At 37.9% G+C, this 19,989-nt stretch carries 17 protein-coding genes; 13 read left to right on the top strand and 4 right to left on the bottom strand.

Annotated elements, in window-relative coordinates; translation table 11 throughout:
* The first annotated feature begins 81 nt into the window (after positions 1-81).
* The 4 genes from AC3ITD_RS15865 (at position 82) to AC3ITD_RS15850 (ending at position 4,379) form a co-directional block, all read left to right on the top strand.
* Positions 82-1,386, top strand: a complete 1,305-nt coding sequence (locus tag AC3ITD_RS15865; RefSeq protein ID WP_489361171.1) for an amidohydrolase — start codon at positions 82-84, stop codon at positions 1,384-1,386.
* Between the two features lie 63 nt (positions 1,387-1,449).
* Positions 1,450-2,524, top strand: a protein-coding gene (prfB, locus tag AC3ITD_RS15860) for a peptide chain release factor 2 (protein WP_265798456.1) whose coding sequence is annotated in 2 segments (ribosomal slippage) — positions 1,450-1,509 and positions 1,511-2,524 — 1,074 coding nt in all. Because the reading frame shifts where the segments join, the coding sequence is not laid out codon by codon here.
* A gap of 9 nt (positions 2,525-2,533) precedes the next feature.
* Positions 2,534-3,466, top strand: a complete 933-nt coding sequence (locus tag AC3ITD_RS15855; RefSeq protein ID WP_489361169.1) for an alpha/beta hydrolase — start codon at positions 2,534-2,536, stop codon at positions 3,464-3,466.
* 82 nt (positions 3,467-3,548) lie between these two features.
* Positions 3,549-4,379 (top strand): hypothetical protein, encoded by an 831-nt coding sequence (locus AC3ITD_RS15850; RefSeq protein WP_489361167.1) that lies wholly within the window; start codon positions 3,549-3,551, stop codon positions 4,377-4,379.
* A 42-nt stretch (positions 4,380-4,421) separates the two neighbouring features.
* On the opposite strand, the gene AC3ITD_RS15845 is transcribed toward AC3ITD_RS15850, so the two are convergent.
* From AC3ITD_RS15845 to AC3ITD_RS15835, 3 genes are read right to left on the bottom strand one after another with little or no spacing between them, the layout of a single operon-like run.
* Entirely contained in the window at positions 4,422-5,147 is a 726-nt protein-coding gene (locus tag AC3ITD_RS15845) for a glycoside hydrolase family 18 protein (RefSeq protein WP_489361165.1), read from the bottom strand.
* Positions 5,148-5,154: 7 nt separating this feature from the next.
* A complete protein-coding gene (locus AC3ITD_RS15840) occupies positions 5,155-5,532 on the bottom strand; it encodes a glycosyl hydrolase family 18 protein (protein ID WP_489361163.1) in 378 nt (125 codons plus the stop codon).
* Positions 5,533-5,543: 11 nt separating this feature from the next.
* Positions 5,544-6,407 (bottom strand): transglutaminase-like domain-containing protein, encoded by an 864-nt coding sequence (locus AC3ITD_RS15835; RefSeq protein WP_463485023.1) that lies wholly within the window; start codon positions 6,405-6,407, stop codon positions 5,544-5,546.
* A gap of 44 nt (positions 6,408-6,451) precedes the next feature.
* On the opposite strand from AC3ITD_RS15835, the gene AC3ITD_RS15830 reads away from it, so the two are divergent.
* The 6 genes from AC3ITD_RS15830 to AC3ITD_RS15805 all read left to right on the top strand — a co-directional run bounded on the left by AC3ITD_RS15830 (position 6,452) and on the right by AC3ITD_RS15805 (position 14,171).
* Positions 6,452-7,240 carry an O-methyltransferase gene (locus AC3ITD_RS15830; protein WP_489361161.1) on the top strand — a complete coding sequence of 263 codons (789 nt, stop codon included), beginning with the start codon at positions 6,452-6,454 and terminating at the stop codon, positions 7,238-7,240.
* Positions 7,241-7,250: 10 nt separating this feature from the next.
* Positions 7,251-7,910 (top strand): DUF1345 domain-containing protein, encoded by a 660-nt coding sequence (locus tag AC3ITD_RS15825; RefSeq protein WP_489361159.1) that lies wholly within the window; start codon positions 7,251-7,253, stop codon positions 7,908-7,910.
* Positions 7,911-8,245: 335 nt separating this feature from the next.
* A complete protein-coding gene (locus AC3ITD_RS15820; protein WP_265798449.1) occupies positions 8,246-8,614 on the top strand; it encodes a BlaI/MecI/CopY family transcriptional regulator in 369 nt (122 codons plus the stop codon).
* Positions 8,611-10,161, top strand: a complete 1,551-nt coding sequence (locus tag AC3ITD_RS15815; protein WP_489361157.1) for an N-acetylmuramoyl-L-alanine amidase — start codon at positions 8,611-8,613, stop codon at positions 10,159-10,161. The genes AC3ITD_RS15820 and AC3ITD_RS15815 overlap by 4 nt, the downstream gene beginning before the upstream one ends.
* Positions 10,162-10,171: 10 nt before the next feature.
* Complete coding sequence (locus AC3ITD_RS15810) at positions 10,172-11,782, top strand: M56 family metallopeptidase (protein WP_489361155.1); 1,611 nt, start codon at positions 10,172-10,174, stop codon at positions 11,780-11,782.
* A 7-nt stretch (positions 11,783-11,789) separates the two neighbouring features.
* Positions 11,790-14,171, top strand: a complete 2,382-nt coding sequence (locus AC3ITD_RS15805) for an outer membrane beta-barrel protein (RefSeq protein WP_489361153.1) — start codon at positions 11,790-11,792, stop codon at positions 14,169-14,171.
* 149 nt (positions 14,172-14,320) lie between these two features.
* On the opposite strand, the gene AC3ITD_RS15800 is transcribed toward AC3ITD_RS15805, so the two are convergent.
* Complete coding sequence (locus tag AC3ITD_RS15800; RefSeq protein WP_489361151.1) at positions 14,321-15,448, bottom strand: BamA/TamA family outer membrane protein; 1,128 nt, start codon at positions 15,446-15,448, stop codon at positions 14,321-14,323.
* A gap of 408 nt (positions 15,449-15,856) precedes the next feature.
* Between AC3ITD_RS15800 and AC3ITD_RS15795 the strand changes: the two genes are divergently transcribed.
* From AC3ITD_RS15795 to AC3ITD_RS15785, 3 genes are all read left to right on the top strand, one after another.
* On the top strand, positions 15,857-17,140 hold the full coding sequence (locus AC3ITD_RS15795; protein ID WP_489366659.1) for an IS4 family transposase: 1,284 nt from the start codon (positions 15,857-15,859) through the stop codon (positions 17,138-17,140).
* Positions 17,141-17,426: 286 nt separating this feature from the next.
* Positions 17,427-18,407: a deoxyhypusine synthase family protein gene (locus AC3ITD_RS15790; protein ID WP_025144047.1), complete on the top strand. Its 981-nt coding sequence runs from the start codon at positions 17,427-17,429 to the stop codon at positions 18,405-18,407.
* A 254-nt stretch (positions 18,408-18,661) separates the two neighbouring features.
* Positions 18,662-19,960 carry a c-type cytochrome gene (locus AC3ITD_RS15785; protein WP_265798443.1) on the top strand — a complete coding sequence of 433 codons (1,299 nt, stop codon included), beginning with the start codon at positions 18,662-18,664 and terminating at the stop codon, positions 19,958-19,960.
* The last annotated feature ends 29 nt before the right edge of the window (positions 19,961-19,989 follow it).

Below are 19,989 nucleotides of genomic sequence, written 5' to 3'. Positions count from 1 at the left end.
CCAGTTTAATCCAATAGTTTCTATGTGACCTAAAGCTAGAAATTGATTAGATTAGTGCATCCTTAAATAAAACCCATCGTGATGAAAAAGATTTACCTCTTTGCATTTTCAATGCTTTCGCTTCAAGCCATTGCTCAACAATCAGATTTACGTTCGGCTGTTGGCAAAAAAGCCGATGCGTTAGAACAAAAAGTAATCGCCTGGCGAAGAGATTTTCATGAACATCCTGAATTGGGCAATACCGAAACCAGAACAGCAGAAATCATTGCAAAACACCTCGAATCGTTAGGCATAATGGTAAAGACTGGCGTTGCCAAAACTGGTGTGGTTGGCATTTTAAAAGGCGGTAAGCCTGGTCCGGTGGTTGGGTTACGGGCTGATATGGATGGTTTGCCTGTTACCGAGCGAGTAAATATTCCTTTCGCTTCAAAAGTAAAGACAGAGTATAACGGGCAAGAAGTTGGTGTAATGCATGCTTGCGGTCATGATAGCCACATGGCCATTTTAATGGGCGTAGCAGAGGTTCTGGCATCTATGGAAAAGGATATCCCTGGCACAGTGAAATTCATTTTTCAACCCGCAGAAGAAGGTGTTCCGGCAGGAGAAGAAGGCGGTGCTGCTTTGATGATTAAGGAAGGTGTACTGGAAAACCCAAAAGTTGAAGCTATTTTTGGTTTACATATCAATGCACAAACAGAAGTTGGTAAAGTAACCTATCGCCCAGGCGGAACAATGGCGGCAGTAAATGATATGAAAATTACGGTTACAGGCCGACAAGCCCATGGTGCTTACCCCTGGAGCAGTGTAGATCCAATCGTCATTTCGGCCCAGATAGTAAATAATCTTCAAACCATCGTTAGTAGAAATTTAAATGTTACAGAAAACCCAGGCGTGGTCACTATTGGGGCCATTAATGGTGGGGTTCGTTCAAATATTATTCCTGAGAAAGTGGAGATGCTTGGGACGGTTCGTAATTTCAGCAAAGAAGATGAAGCGATGTTTATTGAGCGCATTAAAACCATTGCCACTAAAACAGCCGAGGCTGGCGGTGGAACTGCAGAAGTTAAAATTCCATATAGTAACCATTATCCAGTAACATTCAATGATATCGCTTTAACAGAAAAAATGCTTCCAAGTATTAAAGCAACTGCTGGAGCCGACAATGTAATGCTTAAGCCGCCTGTTACTGGCGCTGAAGACTTTTCATTTTTTCAGGAGAAAATACCGGGCTTGTTTGTCTTTCTTGGTGGCATGCCAAAGGGTAAAGATCCTTTAAAAACGGCTTCTCATCATACGCCTGATTTTTATTTAGATGAAAGCGGCTTTGTATTGGGTGTAAAATTATTATCCAATTTAACGCTGGATTATATTGGGATGAAGAAGTAAGTACTGGTTTTAAATCAATCGATCTGGTCAGTTAAATCAACTCAATTTTATATATTTGCCATTATGACCAAAGAACAGATTCAGGATTTAAGAGACAGAGTAACGTCTCTGAGGAGGCATCTTTGACGTCGATGAGCTACTATACGCCATCCGTGAAGAGGAAAAATTAACTATGGCGCCCGATTTCTGGGACGATCCAAAAAAAGCAGAAAAAATATTAGCAGAAATCAGTTCAAAGAAAAAATGGACAGATGGCTTTAACCAAACCAATAATGCGGTAGAAGATGCAGCAGTAATGTTTGAGTTTTTTCAATCTGGCGATGCATCAGAAACAGAACTTCAAGAGCAATTTGAGGTCAGCAAAACTTCGGTTGAAGAACTGGAACTCAAAAATATGCTCCGAAATAAAGAAGATCAACTTTCGGCAGTAGTGCAGATTACTGCTGGGGCTGGAGGAACCGAAAGTTGCGATTGGGCTTACATGCTCATGCGGATGTATATGATGTGGGGCGATAAAAATGGTTACAAAATTACCGAACAAGATAGTCAGGAAGGGGAGATTGCCGGAATAAAATCGGTAACGCTTCAGTTTGATGGCGACTTTTCTTATGGCTATTTGAAAGGCGAAAACGGCGTTCATCGTTTGGTGCGCATCTCTCCGTTTGATTCGAATGCCCGTCGCCATACGTCTTTTGCATCGGTTTACGTTTATCCATTGGTTGATGATACCATTCAAATTGACATCAATCCGGCTGATATAGAATTTGAAACCTTCAGAGCAGGTGGGGCCGGTGGACAGAACGTAAATAAAGTGGAAACCGCTGTTCGTTTGTACCATAAACCATCGGGTATCATCATCAAAAATCAGGAATCGAGATCGCAGTTGCAGAATAAAGAAAATGCCATTCGCTTGCTTAAATCTCAACTGTATGAAATCGAAGAACGTAAACGCAATGAGGCCATTGCTGCGGTAGAAGGATCGAAGAAGAAGATAGAATGGGGTTCGCAGATTAGAAGTTATGTGCTGGATGACCGAAGGGTTAAAGATCACCGAACCAACTATCAAACCTCAAACCCTGATGCCGTTTTAAACGGCGATATTAACGACTTTTTGAAAGCTTATTTAATGGAATTTTAATAAACAATCATGGCAAAATCATTCATCCTTTTCTTTTTGTTCTTTATGGCGGTTCAAATTTCAAAATCACAAGAAGTAATTCCTTTGTATACTGACAGCATTCCAGGAGCAAAGCCTACACCGTCAACATATGCCGAAAATACCGAGGTAAGATCTAATGGTACATTAAGCGTTACGAAGGTTTCGATACCAACACTTACGGTATTTGAAGCGCCTAAAGATATCGCCACCGGAACAGCAATAATTATTTGCCCGGGAGGTGGTTATGGAGCGCTTGCTTTTAGTCATGAGGGAACAGATGTGGCCAAACGTTTCAATGCCATTGGGGTTACCGCTTTTGTTTTAAAATATCGTTTGCCGAGTGATCAAATCATGGTTAATAAAACTTATGCATTGCTTCAGGATGCACAGCAAGCGATTTATCTGGTAAAAAAGGCGGCTAAAAAATACCATATCAAAAGCAATAAGGTTGGAATAATGGGCTTTTCGGCAGGTGGTCACTTCGCTTCTACGTTAGAAACACATTATAACGATCTAAAAATCGCGAACCCTGAAAAAATAGATTTACGACCAAGCTTCGGTGTGCTGGTTTATCCGGTAATTAGTTTCGAAGAATCGGTACACACAGGGACAATGAAAAATCTATTAGGGCCAAATCCGCCAGATTCATTAAAAAGGTATTTTTCTGCAAATGAAAACGTAACTAAAAAAACACCTCCAACTTATTTCGTACACGCTAAAGATGACAAGACCGTGCCTGTAGCAAACAGTGAATTAATGCATAAAGCATTACTTGCTGCTAAAGTTCCAAGTAACCTTTTCTATTTTGAAAAAGGCGGTCATGGTTTCGGGCTAATTAACAAAACGAGCACCACCGATTGGTTTAGCCTGATGGCAGGATGGTTAAAAGTTCAAAAATTTAAAGTAAAAGGAAATTTCTAATCTGGGCTAAAAGCCAATAGTTTCTGGAAAGAATAATGTTAATATGTTTGTAGCCAGCAATTTACGCTCTAAATCTGGCCAAATGAATCATAAAATTATACTTGCAATGGTGGCTGTTATTACCATTATTTCTATCGCAAGCTGTCAAAAGGAAATCAATTACAACGATCCGAATGGGAAGAACTGTAAGTTAAGCAATCTGGTATTAACATTGCCTGGTTTTGGAGATTTCAATCTTAGTTTTACTTACGATGTGGCTGGCAAGGTGATCAAGGGCGTAAGTAATGATGAAAGTCTTAATTATACTTACTCAACGAATAAAATTACAGCAACTGATACGGGCGGAAAAGTTAGTGAAATTTCGTTGTCAAACGGACGAGCGGTGAGCAGTTCGTCTCCAGATTATATTCAGATTAACGGAATAAGTTACGATATCAAGAGGGATTATACCTACAATGCAGAGGGTTACCTTGCTATGGTGAAAAACTATGTTAATGGAGAATTAAATTCTACAGATGTAATTACTTACGCTGGTGGTAACCTTACCAAATCAGTCGTAACCTTTGCAAGTGGTGGCGAACAGGAGATTACTGTTTACGAATACTCAGTCTCGGCCGCGGTGAATGCTTATGAAATGGCCGATCCGCTTACAGGCCATGTAGACTATTTTCCAGGCAAGTACTACGGCATCCAATCCAAAAACGTATTGATCAAATCGACTATTTCACATGTCAGTCCAACAAATGGCATTACATCCGCACAGGATGTTGTTGATCATAAATATCAGTTCGATGCAAAAGGGAATGCCACGTCAATTATTTTAGCTATCCAAAGTTATCAAAATGAATCAGGTAAACTTGTTTTGACCGATGAATATCAAATATCGAATACCTTAACTTGGGACTGTAAATAGCATGGATAATATTGAGCAGCCGCAATTTAATTTGCGGTTTTTTTATTTTTTTAAAGTTTCAGCTATAACATCTACCAGTCCATTGGCATAAGCATCATCCGTTAACTCCCAAAACATAATACCGTTTAGCTTACGGTCAACTACGTATTTGGTTTTTAAAGCAATTGATTTTGGGTCATCGAAAGTGACAAGTTGTTTCGAAGCGGCATTGTAATAATATGGCGCTTTGGCTACATCATCCCAATAGTATTGAAACCCTTTTTCTACCGTAAACTGATCTGGGAAACTCTTATAAGAAACACCACTTAAGAATTTTGTTGGTTGATATAAGCCCTGGTTGGCATCTGTAGTGTTTTGGAAAATTCTCGAATAGAAAGCTGCACCTAAAGCAATTTTTTGCGGTGGAACACCTACTTTAATCATCTCATTTATGGCCCAATCTGCAGAAAGTTGTTGTTGCGGCGTAGAAAAAAGTGGCGTATGGTGCCCGCTTTGTGTGGCATAACCGCTTACCAGGTCGTAGCTCATCAAGTTTACGCGATCTACTAGAGGCATCACTTTTTTCCACTCAAAACAAGAATCTATACAGTTTTTCGTACCTCCGGCAGCAAAACTAATCTCGGCTTTTTTGCCCAGTTTTTTGCGTAACTCCTGAATCAATAAAGTGAAGTTGTGTTTATCAGCTTCTGTGTATCGATGGCCTGGGTAACCCGCTACTGCAGGATATTCCCAATCAATATCGATTCCATCTGCTTGGAAATAATCCAATAGTTCTTTAGTGGTTTTGGCAAAAGTTTCGCCCGTTTTTTCTGCTGAATACTTCCGAGCAGGGTTCGCAAGCACTCCAACCTCCCATGGCAATCATCACTTTCAAATCTTTATTGCGACTTTTTAAAGCCACCATTTTCGAAATCAAAGCCGAATCTTTAGCGTTTTTAATGTTCAGGCTATCGCCTTTAACGTGCCCAAAGCTGTATATTAAATGGCTCAGTTTCTCTACAGGGAAGCTGTCGATTAAAGTTCCGCCGCCACCAGTGTAATAGGCTATTACGTTTGGCTTGGTTATTTTTTGTGCAATAAGGTTATTTGCAAAGCAGATAAATCCTGCGAAAATAATGAATTGTAAAAAAGACAGAGGGGAGATTTTTTTCAATTTTTGGATGTTTAAGGTTCGGCAATAATATTTTGCAGTTCGTTCAGTTCTCTCACTTTTTCTGTTGCACCGGCATTTTCGTAAGCAGAAATTAAATTCCTGATTACCCTGCGAATGATATCTGTATTACTGCATGGTCTGTAATATTCTGGCAGCGACTCTAAATTTAGTTGGCGCAGGAACTGATCAACATCATGTTTGCCAAAAATATTTCCACGGTTAAAAGCATTAATGTAAAACAACACGCCGTATTCAGTGCCTTCTTGTTTACTTTCATCTATAAAGCCCAAAATGAAATGTTGAGGCAAATTAATACCATAAATTGGCAAATCCAATTTTTGGGCAAGGGTAGAGTAGATGATAGCCAATGATATTTGATTGCCTTTTTTGCTCTCTAAAACCTGGTTTAAATAAGAGTTTTGAGGGTCGTGATGATTTTTTGTGTTGCCACCAAAACCGTATTGTTGGTACAAAACATGGTTAATCAATTTTACCTTTTCTACCGAACTCATTTCGTATTGTAAGCCCAGCCAGATATCTCTTTTAATTTCCTCGATTTGGTTAATCACTTTTTGTTCATCCAAATCAGGATATTGATAACGGTTAATGATGAGCGCACCCTGCATCAAATCGAAAGCACCGCTCAAATACCATAAATTCAAATCTTCTTTAACCGTTTTAAATTGGATTTGGTGAACAATGTTTTCAATTCGTTCCTGCAAAAGCCCATCAAAAGACTGCTCCCAGGCATTTTCCAGATAGTGAATCACTTCACCACCATATTCGAGCAGTTTTTGCTCAACATGCTGATAAACTTCTTCATCCGGATCATCCAATAATTTAACTAATGCGCTTATCTCTCCGATATTTTCCATAAAACATACACACGTTTGCCGCGTTTAACTACTTTTGCAATATTATGCTATTTCAATTTATTACCGATTACATTAAACATCGTTTAACAGCGAAAACCCGTCATGGAACGCATTCACCATTCGTATACAAGCTCGCTGATGGGGTAATTTACGATTTTAGCGAGAAATCTCAATACAAAAATATAGAAGAGCAAAGAAAAAAACTTTTTTCTGACGATTCCAAAATCACTGTTACAGATCTTGGAGCAGGCTCCCATCTTAATAAAAACCGAACCAAGAAGATAAGTGAAATCGCTAAAAACGCACTTAAAAGTCCGCGGTTAGCTAAACTTATTTATCGGCTAGCACAAAATACTGATCCTAAAACAGCAATCGAACTGGGCACTTGTTTAGGAATTACCTCGTCGTACTTGGCAAAAGCTTGTCCCGAAGCTGAAATTATTACTATAGAGGGCTGTCCTCAAACGGCCGAGGTGGCAAAGAGAAATTTCCAAGATCTCCATCTGAATAATATTGAACTTCATGTAGGTAATTTCGACCTCATTTTACCTGATATTATTGCTAAGCAGCCAAGCCTCGATTTCGTTTATATTGATGGCAACCACCGCAAAGATGCTACCTTAAATTACTTTAAATGGTGTTTGCCAAAAGTTACCGAAAATTCTTTGCTCATTTTTGATGATATTTACTGGAGCAAGGGAATGAAGGAAGCTTGGGAAGAGATCAAAAGCCATCCAGAAGTAACAGTAACAGTTGATTTGTTCTGGATTGGATTGGTTTATTTCAAAAAAGGCCAAGCCAAAGAGCATTTCAAGCTGAAATTTAATCAGTAAATAAACCAGTATGAAAATCGAACCCAAACTTCAAGGTATCCAGAAGTTATCGGCATTGTATATTTTGCTAATTAGCTTTTTTGTGGCGGTTTTGGGTTTTTTCGGCTCGTTGCTCTTAAAAACTGACATGCTCACCCACGTGATGTTTGGCTGGGATATTTTTAGTTTAATGCTGATATCCTTGCACTGGTTCATGTTTTTCAAAACATCACCTATCGAAACCTGCTTAAAAGCAAAAATTCAAGATGAAACCAAAGAAGAGATTTTTGCAATTGTTGTAGTTTCTACCTTCGCTGGTTTGTTGGCTGTAATTCTGCTGTTAATCAATAAAGATATCAAACCGCTCTCATTGGTTATCGCCTTGTCAGGAATGTTTTTGTCGTGGTTCTTGGTGCATACCACTTTCAGTATGCGTTACGCACATCTTTTTTATGGCGATAATAAAAATGGAAAAGGTTCAGGATTAGGTTTTCCTGGCAATGGATCTCCAGATTTTGTTGACTTTGCCTACTTTTCTTTCGTTTTAGGGATGACTTTTCAGGTTTCCGATGTCGAAATTTCTTCCCGTCAAATTCGTCGGCTTTCCTTGCTACACAGTTTAATCGCTTTTATTTTCAATACGGTAATTGTGGCGCTAACCATAAATGCATTGGCTGGATTAACTCACTAATTTCAGAGGCTATATTGTTGATCAATTATTTGTAAATGATCAGTTCTCTGTTTCGTGGCGGCTTTCTGTCCCGCTCCCGCTTCTGCTCCCGATAAAAAATCGGGGAACATCTCGCTTCGATCCCTTAGGGTTTAAAAACAAAGGCTGTTGCTTATTGCCTATTTATCTAATGTAATACCTTCTCAAAGTTTCACTATAATCACATTTTCAAATTTATATTCCTAGGGAGTTGTTCCGGATCGTTTCCGTAGCGATATTCAGTATGAAAACTGAAAAATCAATAACATAACTGATTTTATAGTTGTATAACTGAAAAATAAGTTATAAGTTTGGGTATGGAAGAATTAACCAAAACCGAAGAGCGGATTATGCAGGTTTTATGGAAGCTAAAGAAAGCTTTCGTAAAAGATATTATTGATGAACTGGATGACGAACCGAAACCACCATACAATACTATCTCATCTATCGTAAGGCTTTTAGAAAAAAAAGGTTATGTTAACTACAAAGCTTATGGAAAAACCTATGAGTATTTTCCTTCAATCGGAAAAGATGATTATGCCAAAACAACATTTTCTAAACTTTTTTCTGGCTATTTTGATAATTCACCAGCCAGTTTATTATCCTTTATGGTTAAAGAAGAAAAATTGAGTGAAAACGATATAGAAGAAATCCAAAAGATTATTCACCAAAATCAAAAATCATGATTTTACTTTATTTGTTAAAAGTTTCGGCTTGTACGGTTATCCTCTTCATAGCCTATCATTTTTTGTTATCGAAACTTACCTTTTTTAAACTTAACCGTTTATTCTTATTAACTGCATTGCTTTTTAGTTTTTCCATTCCGGCTTTGACAGTAGAAAGTACAAGGGAAGTTTCGACCAATCAGCAAGAAACACCAGTTGAGGTGGCTTATAGCAATGAAGCCGCTTTTGAACAAGATTTTGATGATAATCAGCCAATAAGGGATTCGGCTAGACATTGGAGTCAGTTAATGGTTTATGTGTATGGTGCCGTTTTGCTGGCGTTAATTTTCCGAATGATGATTATGATAGGTATCGTTCAGCGTTCCATCACAAAATACAAATCCTCTCAAAATGGTAAACTTATTCTGGTACAACCTCATGCACAGATAAAAAATTGCTCCTTTTTAAATCAAATTATCATCGATGAAAGCTTAACAGAAGATGAAAGAGATTTGGTAATTCAGCATGAGTCGGCTCATGTAACGCAAGGCCACGCTGTCGACAAGCTCCTGGTAAATTTAGCAGTTTGTATTTTATGGTTCAATCCCATCATTTACTTCTGGAGAAATGCAATCGACCATAATCACGAGTTTTTGGCTGATCAGGAAACACTAAAAACCGCTGATAAAAAGGCTTATGCATCTTTATTGTTGAATTTGGCTATGCCATCAAGTATGCTCTTGACGCATAGTTTTAGTAAGCTTCCATTAAAGAAAAGAATTATGATGTTGTACAAAAAACCAAACTCCAATATGAAAAAGCTCATTTACTTTTCGTTTATTCCAATAATTGCGGGTTGCTTATTAGCCTTTGCAAACCGTAAAGAGGTTATTGTAAAAAAAAAGGTGGTAGATAATGGAAATTATTTTACTGATGTTAAGGTTTACAAGCAAGATTATTTTAAAACAGCAATAGTTTTGGATCCGAATGCAAAACCTGCATTTAACGAAGCAGAAGTGGTATTGGTTCTTGATGCAGGACATGGAGGTAGAGATGCAGCTTCGGTTGCCTTGGATGGGCAAAGGGAAAAAGACATGAATTTGAGAGCAGTAAACATTTTAAAAGAAGAAGCTTCCAAACGAGGCATTAAAATTCGGTTGACACGAAGTAGTGATGAGTATGTATCGCTTCGTGATCGATTACCTGTTCAACCTGCTACTGCTTTTATCTCTATTCATCATAATGCAATGCCTAAAAACGGTCCCGTGGCCTTCGGCGGCATAGAGGTTTATGTTTCGAAATCAAATAAGAATATTAAAATAGCAGAAGAACTGGGCGCAAATATCTTAGGAAAACTTAAACAAGTGAAGGGGACGCCTGTCCAAAATTCGCTTAAGGACGCAAGTCTCTTGGTATTAAGAGAATCTCAAACGCCAGCTGTTTTGATCGAATTAGGGAATATTACCGATCAAAAAAGTCTGGATTTCATCAATCAGGAAAATAATCTTCGTAAAATCAGTAATTTAATATTAGATGGGTTTGTCTTGTTCTCAAAACGAGGTTGTTAAAGATTAAAATATGGAATGGTTCATCTATTTGCTTAAGGTCAGCGCCTGTTCAGTTTTGTTTTTCGGCTTCTATCTTTTGGTTTTAAGAAGACTAACCTTCTTTAAATTCAATCGAATTTACCTGCTTGGCTCATTAATTTTAAGTTCAATTATTCCTGCTTTGCAGTTTGAAATTAAACGCCAAATCGAGATAAAAGAGATCCACATTCCGTTAGTTGATTCAAACCTCAAGCCTGTTAGCGATGCGCCATTCCAAATGATTAACCCTATTGCAGTTGAATACCAGTCTATCGATAAAAACGAAATAAATTGGGAAAAACTAGGGTTTTACTTTTATGGAGGCATTACCTCATTAATCATTTTGGCCTTTGTCTGGAGGTTGATTGCCTTACTAAAGTGTACTGGGAAATATGTAAAGACCAATGATGGATTAAAATTGGTTACAAAAAAGAAGGGGTTTACCAACTGCTCTTTTTTCAATTATGTTTTTATCGATCCAAATAGCTTAAGCGAAAACGAATTGCAAGTTTTATTAGTTCATGAAAGGGTTCATGCTCAACAACTTCATTCTGTTGATAAGATTTTGCTAATGCTTTTTAAAGCTTTGTTTTGGTTCAATCCAATCATTTATTTATTTAATAAAGCGTTAGAACAAACCCATGAGTATGAAGCAGATGAAATTACATCAGCTGACTTCGGGAATCAAGCTTATGCAAATTTGCTGCTCAGGCTTGCCGTAGCTAAAAATGATATGCCACTCATTCACAATTTCGTGAAAAGCCCGATTAAGGATCGAATCAAGATGTTGTTTAATTCAAAATCTAAAAACATGAAAAAATTGATGTATTTGTTGGTTTTGCCAGTGGTATTCGGTCTGGTTTGGCTATTGTCGGTGGAAGTCGTTTACGCTGAAAAAGTTGTTCAAGAATTTAAATTGAAGAGTGGAGATGTTAAAGTGATAGATTCAGCACAAGCCAGGTCAAATACTATTGTAAAACAGAAACAAAAAATCAAAAGGATAGCACGAAGTGATTCGGCGAAGAAATCATCAGGTTCAGTTATTCCCAGAATTAAATCTTTCAAAAAGATAACTGGAGATACCAAAAACAAAATTTCTTTGATGCAAGATGCGGTGATAGAAATAAAATCGGATGTGCTGAGGGCTGAAAGCGTAGAATGGAATAAAGTGAGGAACATTCTAACAGCTCGAAATGCTTCGCTAACCAATGATTTGGGCGATAAAACTATTGCAAAATTGTTCGTTTTTGATTTGAATAACGGAACTTATGAAACATCCTTAAAACAGGATTCGGAATCTGATCTGAAGCCAGATAAAACAGGTTCTAATGCATTACCTGGTGATAGGTTTGTTTATTGGGCTGATTCTGTCCGATTCAGCAAGAATAGAAACGTGATTAAACTCTACGGTAATGCCAAACTGTCTTACTGGGATATTGATTTGCTTGCTGATGAAATCATTTACGACAATACAACCAGAAAAGGTACTGCTAAGAATGTAAAAATTAAAACTTTAAAAAACGGAATATCAATGGTTGGATCCGACGCGAAGTTTGATTTAACGAGTAAAGGGAAGTTCGAGTTATGGCAATCAGATAAGTAGTTTTTCGATGTTAAAAAAACTTTTTGTCATTTTGATTGGGATATTATCAATTTCACCAAGTAAGGCACAGTTCAGGGTTTTTGGGGAAACAAAATCTGTAAAAAATAAACCAATTGAGCACATTTCAGTCAAGCTTACCGACTTTAACAAGAAATCAATCTACACACAATCCGATAGCTTGGGGAATTACACTTTCCTGAACTTGCCAGCAGGGAATTACAATATCTTTTTTTCGGCCGTTAATTACCTCAGTCAGCAAAATAGTTTTCAGCTTAAAGGCGATACTTCTATTCATGTTCAGCTAATGGAAAATAGCCAAGCGCTCGCCGATGTTCAAATCAACTCTAAAAAGCCACTGATTGAAAAGAAGATCGATAGAACCATTTTTAATGTAGAAAATAGCATAATTGCAATCGGTACCGATGCGCTTGAGTTACTAGCCAAAGTTCCAGGCGTTCGGGTAGTAAATGATCAGGTTTCCCTCGTGGGCAAAGGTGGTGTAAATGTGATGGTGAATGATAAATTGGTACAGCTGAGTCAGGATGATTTGTCTAATTATCTCAAATCTATTCCATCTGATCAAATTTCGAAAATCGAAATGATTACCAATCCTCCGGCCAAATACGATGCACAGGGGAATAACGGCTTGATCAATATCGTGTTAAAAAAAACAACAGCTGAAGGTCTCAAAGGTTCCGTTAATATGGTTTTTACCCAAGCTTCACATCCAACGGCATCCATGGGTGGAAATGTGAGTTATCGAAAAGATAAAATTACCGTTAATTCAACCTTTAACATCAGAAAGGGTTCCATTGTACCATTTGAACAGAGTACTATTTTTTACCCTTCGCAAAGCTGGAATGTAATTAACAAAGACCGGAACTTCAGAACGGTACCCAGCGGGCAAATTGGATTGGATTATCAGATTTCCAAAAAAACAATGCTTGGTGCTGCGTACAATGGCGGGTATACAAATTTTCATTCAGAAGAGAATATAAAAACCAGGGTATCTAACGTCAATCAGCAGTTAGATTCTATCCTAAATTCTGATGCAAATGCAGCAATCAGCTCCCATTATCATTCTGCAAATCTGTTTTTAAAACAAACATTAGATTCAACGGGCAAACAGCTTACCATAAATGCAGACTGGTTTAGCTTTGCCGACGATAAAAATCGGGCTTTCAATAACCAGAGTTTTTTCGGTGATGGTGCTATAATACCGGGATCATTTGCAGAATATTTATCAACGAGCAAACAAGGAATTACACTTTATACGCTAAAAGCTGATGTAGATTTGCCTTATAAAAATTTTAAAGTTTCGTTCGGTACCAAACTTAGTTTTATTAAGAACGAAAGCGATATTGCTTTTTATAGAAAACGTAATGACCTTTATGCCGTTGATTTGAATCAAAGTAATTTATTTACTTATCATGAAAACACTCAGGCCTTGTATGCTAATATGAATAAGACCTTTAAAAAGTGGGAGTTTCAACTTGGCCTGCGGTCGGAATATACCCAGATAAATGGAAATTCAGTCAATCAAGAAATTCAGTCTAATTATCTACAGTTGTTTCCTACTTTCTACGCAGCTTATCGTGCTGGCAATCAAAGTGCATGGAGCATCAATTATGGACGTAGAATTAATCGACCAGCCTACCGGAGGTTAAATCCTTTTCGGTGGTACAGCAATCAGTATGTTTATACTGAAGGTAATCCGTTCTTGCAGCCGTCTTATAACCACAACATTGAGCTTTCGCACACTTACAAAAGTTCGCTCACCAGTACTTTATCGTTTAGCGGTGCCAATAATGGTTTTGCTGATGTAAATTTTATCGATGTAAATTCAAATACCCAAGCCACTAAACCCGTAAATTTTATCACCGCATATAGTTACCAATTTAGTAATTCCCTAGTGTCAAACCCATTCGAAAATTGGCAAACTATTAATCAGTTTGATGTTTTTTACAATGTATCAAAGTCTGCAATTTTGCAAACACAAACCAATTTGAGCAGAATAGGCGCATATTTCTCTACTTCAAATCAATTTACCATAAATAAAAGCAAAACTGTTTTGGCCGATGTTAATTTTTGGTTTCAATTTCCGAGAGCTGAAGGGTTAAATGAAATTAAAAGCCAGTATAATTTGGATTTTGGAGTGAAGACCTTGCTGCTCAATAAAAAACTTCAGCTATCGTTGAGCGCAAACGATTTGCTGAAATCCAATAGGTATCGATTTAGCAGTTTAATCAATAACATTAAACAAGATTACAATAATTATTACGATGCCAGACAGTTACGAATCACTGCCCGGTTCAATTTCGGAAACGAGAAGCTAAAACAAACGGATCGTAAATCAGGAAATGAAGAGGAGCGAAGGCGGAGCAATTAACTTATTACTGTGCAGAATTTATTGCTCGATAATGGCAGCTGTGGAGCGATAAATGATTTTTCATCGTTTCAGGTAATTTCATTGCCGCAATCGCAGTTGCCGAATCAGATTGCCACGTTGTTCCTCTTTGCAAAAGATATCTGTGGTTATTAAAACGCTTCCGCGATACTGATGTAAAATCCACTCTGACGCTTTTCATTTGATCTTTTCTCGCCAATTCCGTAATCTACACGAACGCTGATTCCTTTTTCCGGATCGAAGAAATAACGTAATCCAGCACCATAATTTGGTTTGAAAGCATCGGTAGAGAAATCATCAACACCCCAAACGGTTCCGGTTCCACCAAAGAGCGTAGCGCCGAAACGACTGCTATAACGGTACCTTAATTCCGCCTGCGCAGCCAATAAGTTTTTATCGCGATAGCGCCCGCCATAATAGCCACGCATCATTTCGTCGTTACCAATTTGCGGTAACAGATAAACAGGTGTATTACTGCCTAACACGGTATTGTACAATCCTTGTACGCCCACGGCAAAGCTTTTATTCAATCGCCAGAAATTCCTTGCATCAATTTTTATCTGGCTACCTGTAAAATTGCCGGCCGAAAAAATATTGGGCGCATATTGGTAGGTACCTCTGATGAAAAAGCCTTTGGTGGTGTAGTTGTTATTATTCCTGGCGTCATAACTTTGCGAAACACCTAGATATAAAACGCTACCGGTTCTATTGTTATAATATGTGTCGCTGTTAAAAATTCCGTCGGCAACTACATCTTTGTATTTATAATTTTCAAAACCTAGCGAAACCCCGGTATAGGCCTTTGGCAATAACTGTTTTTCTGCCTGAAGCAAAACTTTAATCTGCTGCTGGATCAATTTATCTTCATTAGCCTCTTCGGTACTGTTGCCAATGCCATAAAAGTTAAAAGGCATGCGTTTGAAACGTAATTCGCCAATGTAATGTAGCTTATTTCCTTTTCCCCAAATATCAATGAGCGAACTCATATTGTAAGCTTTCAAGGTAGAGTAGTTCAGGTTTAAGGTTAAAGATGATGGGCGATTTGTGGTATCCAACCGATCGGCATAAAAACCTACAATTGCACCAACACCAAACTGAAAACCGGTTTCCTGGGCATATCCAAAGGAAGGAATGGGCAGAAAGCTTGCTTTGCGTAAAGTATCTTTTTCGTTTGATAGCAACTTTTTTATCAATTTCATTTGAGCAAATGAACTTCCAGATAGGAACACGAAAGCCAGGAGAAAATAAACTTTTTTCATTGCCGCAAATTAACTGATTTTTTTATTAAGAATTATTTACTGAAGGGCTATAGCTATTTTATGACAGTGGCTTGGGATTTTTTAATAGTAGCAAGGCCTGGGCCACCTAAACCGGGTTGGCGGGGAAATCGTCCAACTTTTCGTTGGGCATTGTACCAAAAAGCCGGACTGCCTTTGATGATGTTGCAGCAACTGCTTTTCAAAAAAAATCGTTCGGCACGCTACCATTGACGTTTTTAATTCTCCGTGATTTCTTGCCTGCGACAGGCAGGTGAAATCGATTTAACGCCTCGGTCTGTGTCTTTACCAATGCTATTAACTTAGCGTTATAAGTATTTGATATTCAAATATTTATGGCTATATTTGAATATCAAAACAACAGTAATAAGATGAGTATAATTTCTTCAAATCACAAAAGGGAGCAACATAAAGTGGCTCCTAAAAAAAACATTTGATTTCATTCAGGATAAAAATAATTTTTCTCAATATCTTAAAGAGCCAATCTTTTTTACGCGCAAGCGAAGTTTAAGCTTTCCAGTTGTGGTTTCTACAATATTGAATCTTTTTAAAGAATCTGTAGAGTACAACATTTTTACAATTTTGCCCAGTATATCATCAAAAGTGGTTACAGGAGCAGCCTTTTCTAAGGCTCGATATAAAATATCCCTTTCTTTTTTCAAGGATCTCAACGAGATACTGGCAGATCATCACAAATATCATCCATCACAACTTTGGAGGGGATATCAATTGATTGCCGGTGATGGCTCTACAGTTGGGCTACCACCTTCCCGACAGATAAAAGATTTTTTTGGAATATATTCACAAAAAGGTGAAAGTATAAAGAGTTGCCTGGCACAGATTTTTATGTTTTATGATGTTTTTAGTGGCGCAATTCTTTCCAAAAGGATATCAAAGATGGAGAACGTAGAGAGAACACTTTTTAATGCATGCCTTGAAGAACTACCATCCCGTAAATCCGTAGTTATTTTAGACCGGGGATTCGGATATTTTCATATTTTCAAAAAACTTTGCACACTCAAACAGGATTTCTGTATTCGTATAAGCAGTGCGCAGTCCTGTTTTGCAAAACGGATAGTTCAGGAGTGCGAAAATGATTTTATAACAGAGTGGCACCCCAGTCCAAAAGAAATGGAATCCTGCTTAAAGCATGGGTTAGATACTAAAACAATTACGGTCAGGGTTACCAAAATCGAGTTAAATACTGGGGAGATCGAAATTCTCGTATCCTCTTTATTAGACATGAATGATGTATGCACAGTGAATATGAAAGCTCTTTATGGGCAGAGATGGCCAGTAGAAGAAGGTTTTAAGAAATTAAAACCAAAGATGAAATTAGAACAGTTTGGTACTCGGAAACCCGATGGAATATTCCAGGAGTTTGAAGCCCATGTATTCATGATGAATCTGGTTGCATTATTTGGTATCCAGGCACAGCAGAAAATCGATAAGAACAAGAAACGAAAACTAAAATATAAATACAATTGGCAAAATGCTTACAGGTTTGTCAGAAAAGCAATTATTCAAATACTAAATACAGAACACCCGGAAGATATAATTCAATCTCTTATTAAGCTAATAGCATCATCTAAAATACCTATAAAACCGGACAGAAGCTTTCCTAGAATAACATTTAAAAAAAGAAAAAACAGAACGCATCAGACATATAAATAGCTTAAGTTAATAGCATTGGTGTCTTTACAGACCGAAGCATTGACAAACAAGAAATGGTCTGTGGGGCACACCGACCATGGGAAAAAGCTAGATTGGAACAATTTCTCCCGCAGATTAAGGTGATTATCGCTGATTGTTTCTCCATTAATCTTTTTTGATCTTCGGAATTACTGTTAACGAGGTGTCACAATGAATTTCAAACTTTTGACTCCTAGCTCCAAATACTTTTAATGTTTTATCGTTTCGGGCTAAATGCCTACTTTTGCGAAAAATAATACATAACAAAATGAGCAATACTAGAGGACCAATATCTCAGTTTATGGAGCGTAATTATCTCCATTTTAATGCTGCGGCGATGATGGATGCGGCTAAGGGCTATGAAACGCATTTGGATGAAGGCGGTAAAATGATGATTACCCTTGCCGGTGCAATGAGTACTGCTGAATTGGGAATTTCGCTTGCAGAAATGATTCGCCAGGATAAGGTATCTATTATTTCTTGCACAGGAGCTAATCTGGAAGAAGATATAATGAACCTGGTAGCGCATTCGCATTATAAACGTGTGCCTAACTACCGCGATTTAAGTCCGCAGGATGAGTGGGATTTATTAGAAAACCACTACAACCGCGTTACTGATACTTGTATTCCTGAAGAAGAGGCTTTCCGTCGTTTGCAAAAACACATTCAAAAAATCTGGATGGATGCTGAAGCAGCGGGCGAACGCTATTTTCCACATGAATTTATGTACAAAATGCTTTTAAGTGGAGATTTAGAGCAATATTATGAAATTGATCCAAAAAATTCGTGGATGTTAGCCGCTGCTGAAAAAAATCTTCCAATTGTCGTTCCAGGATGGGAAGATTCAACTATGGGAAATATTTTTGCTTCCTACGTAATGAAAAAAGAGCTAACGGCTACTACTGTAAAAGGTGGTATTGAGTATATGGGCTGGTTAGCCGATTGGTATATTGCAAACAGTGGCGGCAAAGGTATTGGTTTCTTCCAGATCGGTGGTGGTATTGCTGGCGATTTCCCAATCTGCGTCGTACCGATGTTATATCAGGATATGGAAATGGAAAATATTCCTTTCTGGAGCTATTTCTGCCAGATTTCTGATTCTACAACTTCATACGGTTCCTACTCTGGAGCGGTACCGAATGAAAAAATTACCTGGGGTAAGTTAGATATCAATACACCAAAGTTTATTGTAGAAAGTGATGCAACAATTGTAGCACCGCTGATGTTTGCCTGGATATTAAAGCAATAAGAATAACATTTTGATAAAACAAAATTGAAGCTTGATGCCCATTTTCGATAAAGATCGAAAAATGGGCATTTTTATTGCCTGAGTGGCCTGAAACATCATTTGTTTAGAATGATTATAAATTGTATTTCCGGTCACTATTATGTCATGGGATTTATTAATAAGTTATACTTTTGTTCAAGTTTTGGTGGAGCTACATCAGTTCAGGCATCAATTTCACAACAAAAAGTAAATTAAATAAGTATAAAGTGTTCATTATGAGAGATATCTCGATGATTTTAAAAAGCGTTTGGAAGTCGTTATTCGTGTTTTCAGCAGTTACTGTAATGGCGGTTTCAACCGTTAGTGCTCAGGATGCTAAAGAGGGGAGAACGCTTTTCAGAGCTAAATGTTCATCATGCCATGCATTAGATGCCAAATTGGTAGGTCCTGCTTTAACAGGGGTGAGTGATCGCCACTCTGAAGAGTTCTTATTAAAATGGATTCCTAATTCGCAAGGGATGATTGCTGCCGGCAATCCGGAAGCGGTTAAATTATTTAACGAAAATGGTAAAGTAGCGATGACTTCTTTCCCTGAGTTAGATGAGGAAAAAGTTAAAAGCATTTTAGCATACATCAAAGAAGGCGAGCCAAAAGCTGCTGTTGATCCAAGTGTGGTTAAAGCGGGCGGTGGAGAAAGCGGTACATCTGGTTTATCTATCGCTGGTATCGTTGCTATTGTATTGGTAGGTATTCTAATCCTGGTAATTTTAGGTCGTGCCTCTAAATTGCTAGAGCGTTTAATCTTACAGAAACAAGGTATTGAAATTGAAGAGGATGTGCCGTTAAAGGTAGGTGTTCGTAAAATGTTCAAAAACAAGAAGTTCGTGATGTTCTTCATCTTGTGTTTGGTAATTGCTTTAGGATCTTGGGGTTGGATGGGTATGTGGAACACAGGTGTTCACACTGGTTATCAACCAGTTCAGCCAATTAAATTCTCACATGAGCTACACGCTGGTATCAATCAAATCGATTGTCAGTATTGCCACAATGGTGCTTTCAAATCTAAGAATGCTACCATTCCATCATTAAATGTTTGTATGAACTGCCACAAAGCTGTTCAGGCAAGAGATAATTACGATGGTGAGATTTCTCCAGAGATCAAAAAAATCTACAATGCTTTGGGTTACGATCCTGAGACACAACAATACGATAAGAGCAAAGAGAAACCAATGGAATGGGTACGTGTACACAACCTTCCAGATTTTGCATACTTCAACCACTCTCAACACGTAGTAGTTGCAGAAGATGCTATTCGTAAAGCAAAAGGATTACAACCAACAGAGCCTGTATGTTTCGCATGTCACGGTCCGGTTAATACAATGGAAGAGATCTACCAATATTCTCCATTAACCATGAAATGGTGTATCAACTGTCACAAGGAAACAGATATTTCTGGTCAGAAAAATAATGCTTTCTACGCTAAGGTTATCGAAGCGCATGAGAAGATTAAAAAAGGCGAGAAAGTCACCCCAGCGTTATTGGGTGGTTTAGAGTGTGGTAAATGCCACTATTAATAGATAGAGTTTAGTAAGAACGTTCGAAT

The organism is Pedobacter sp. KH_004 (assembly GCF_057840755.1).
Note: the sequence above shows the minus strand (reverse complement) of the source record. Positions and strands in the feature narration are given on the sequence as shown.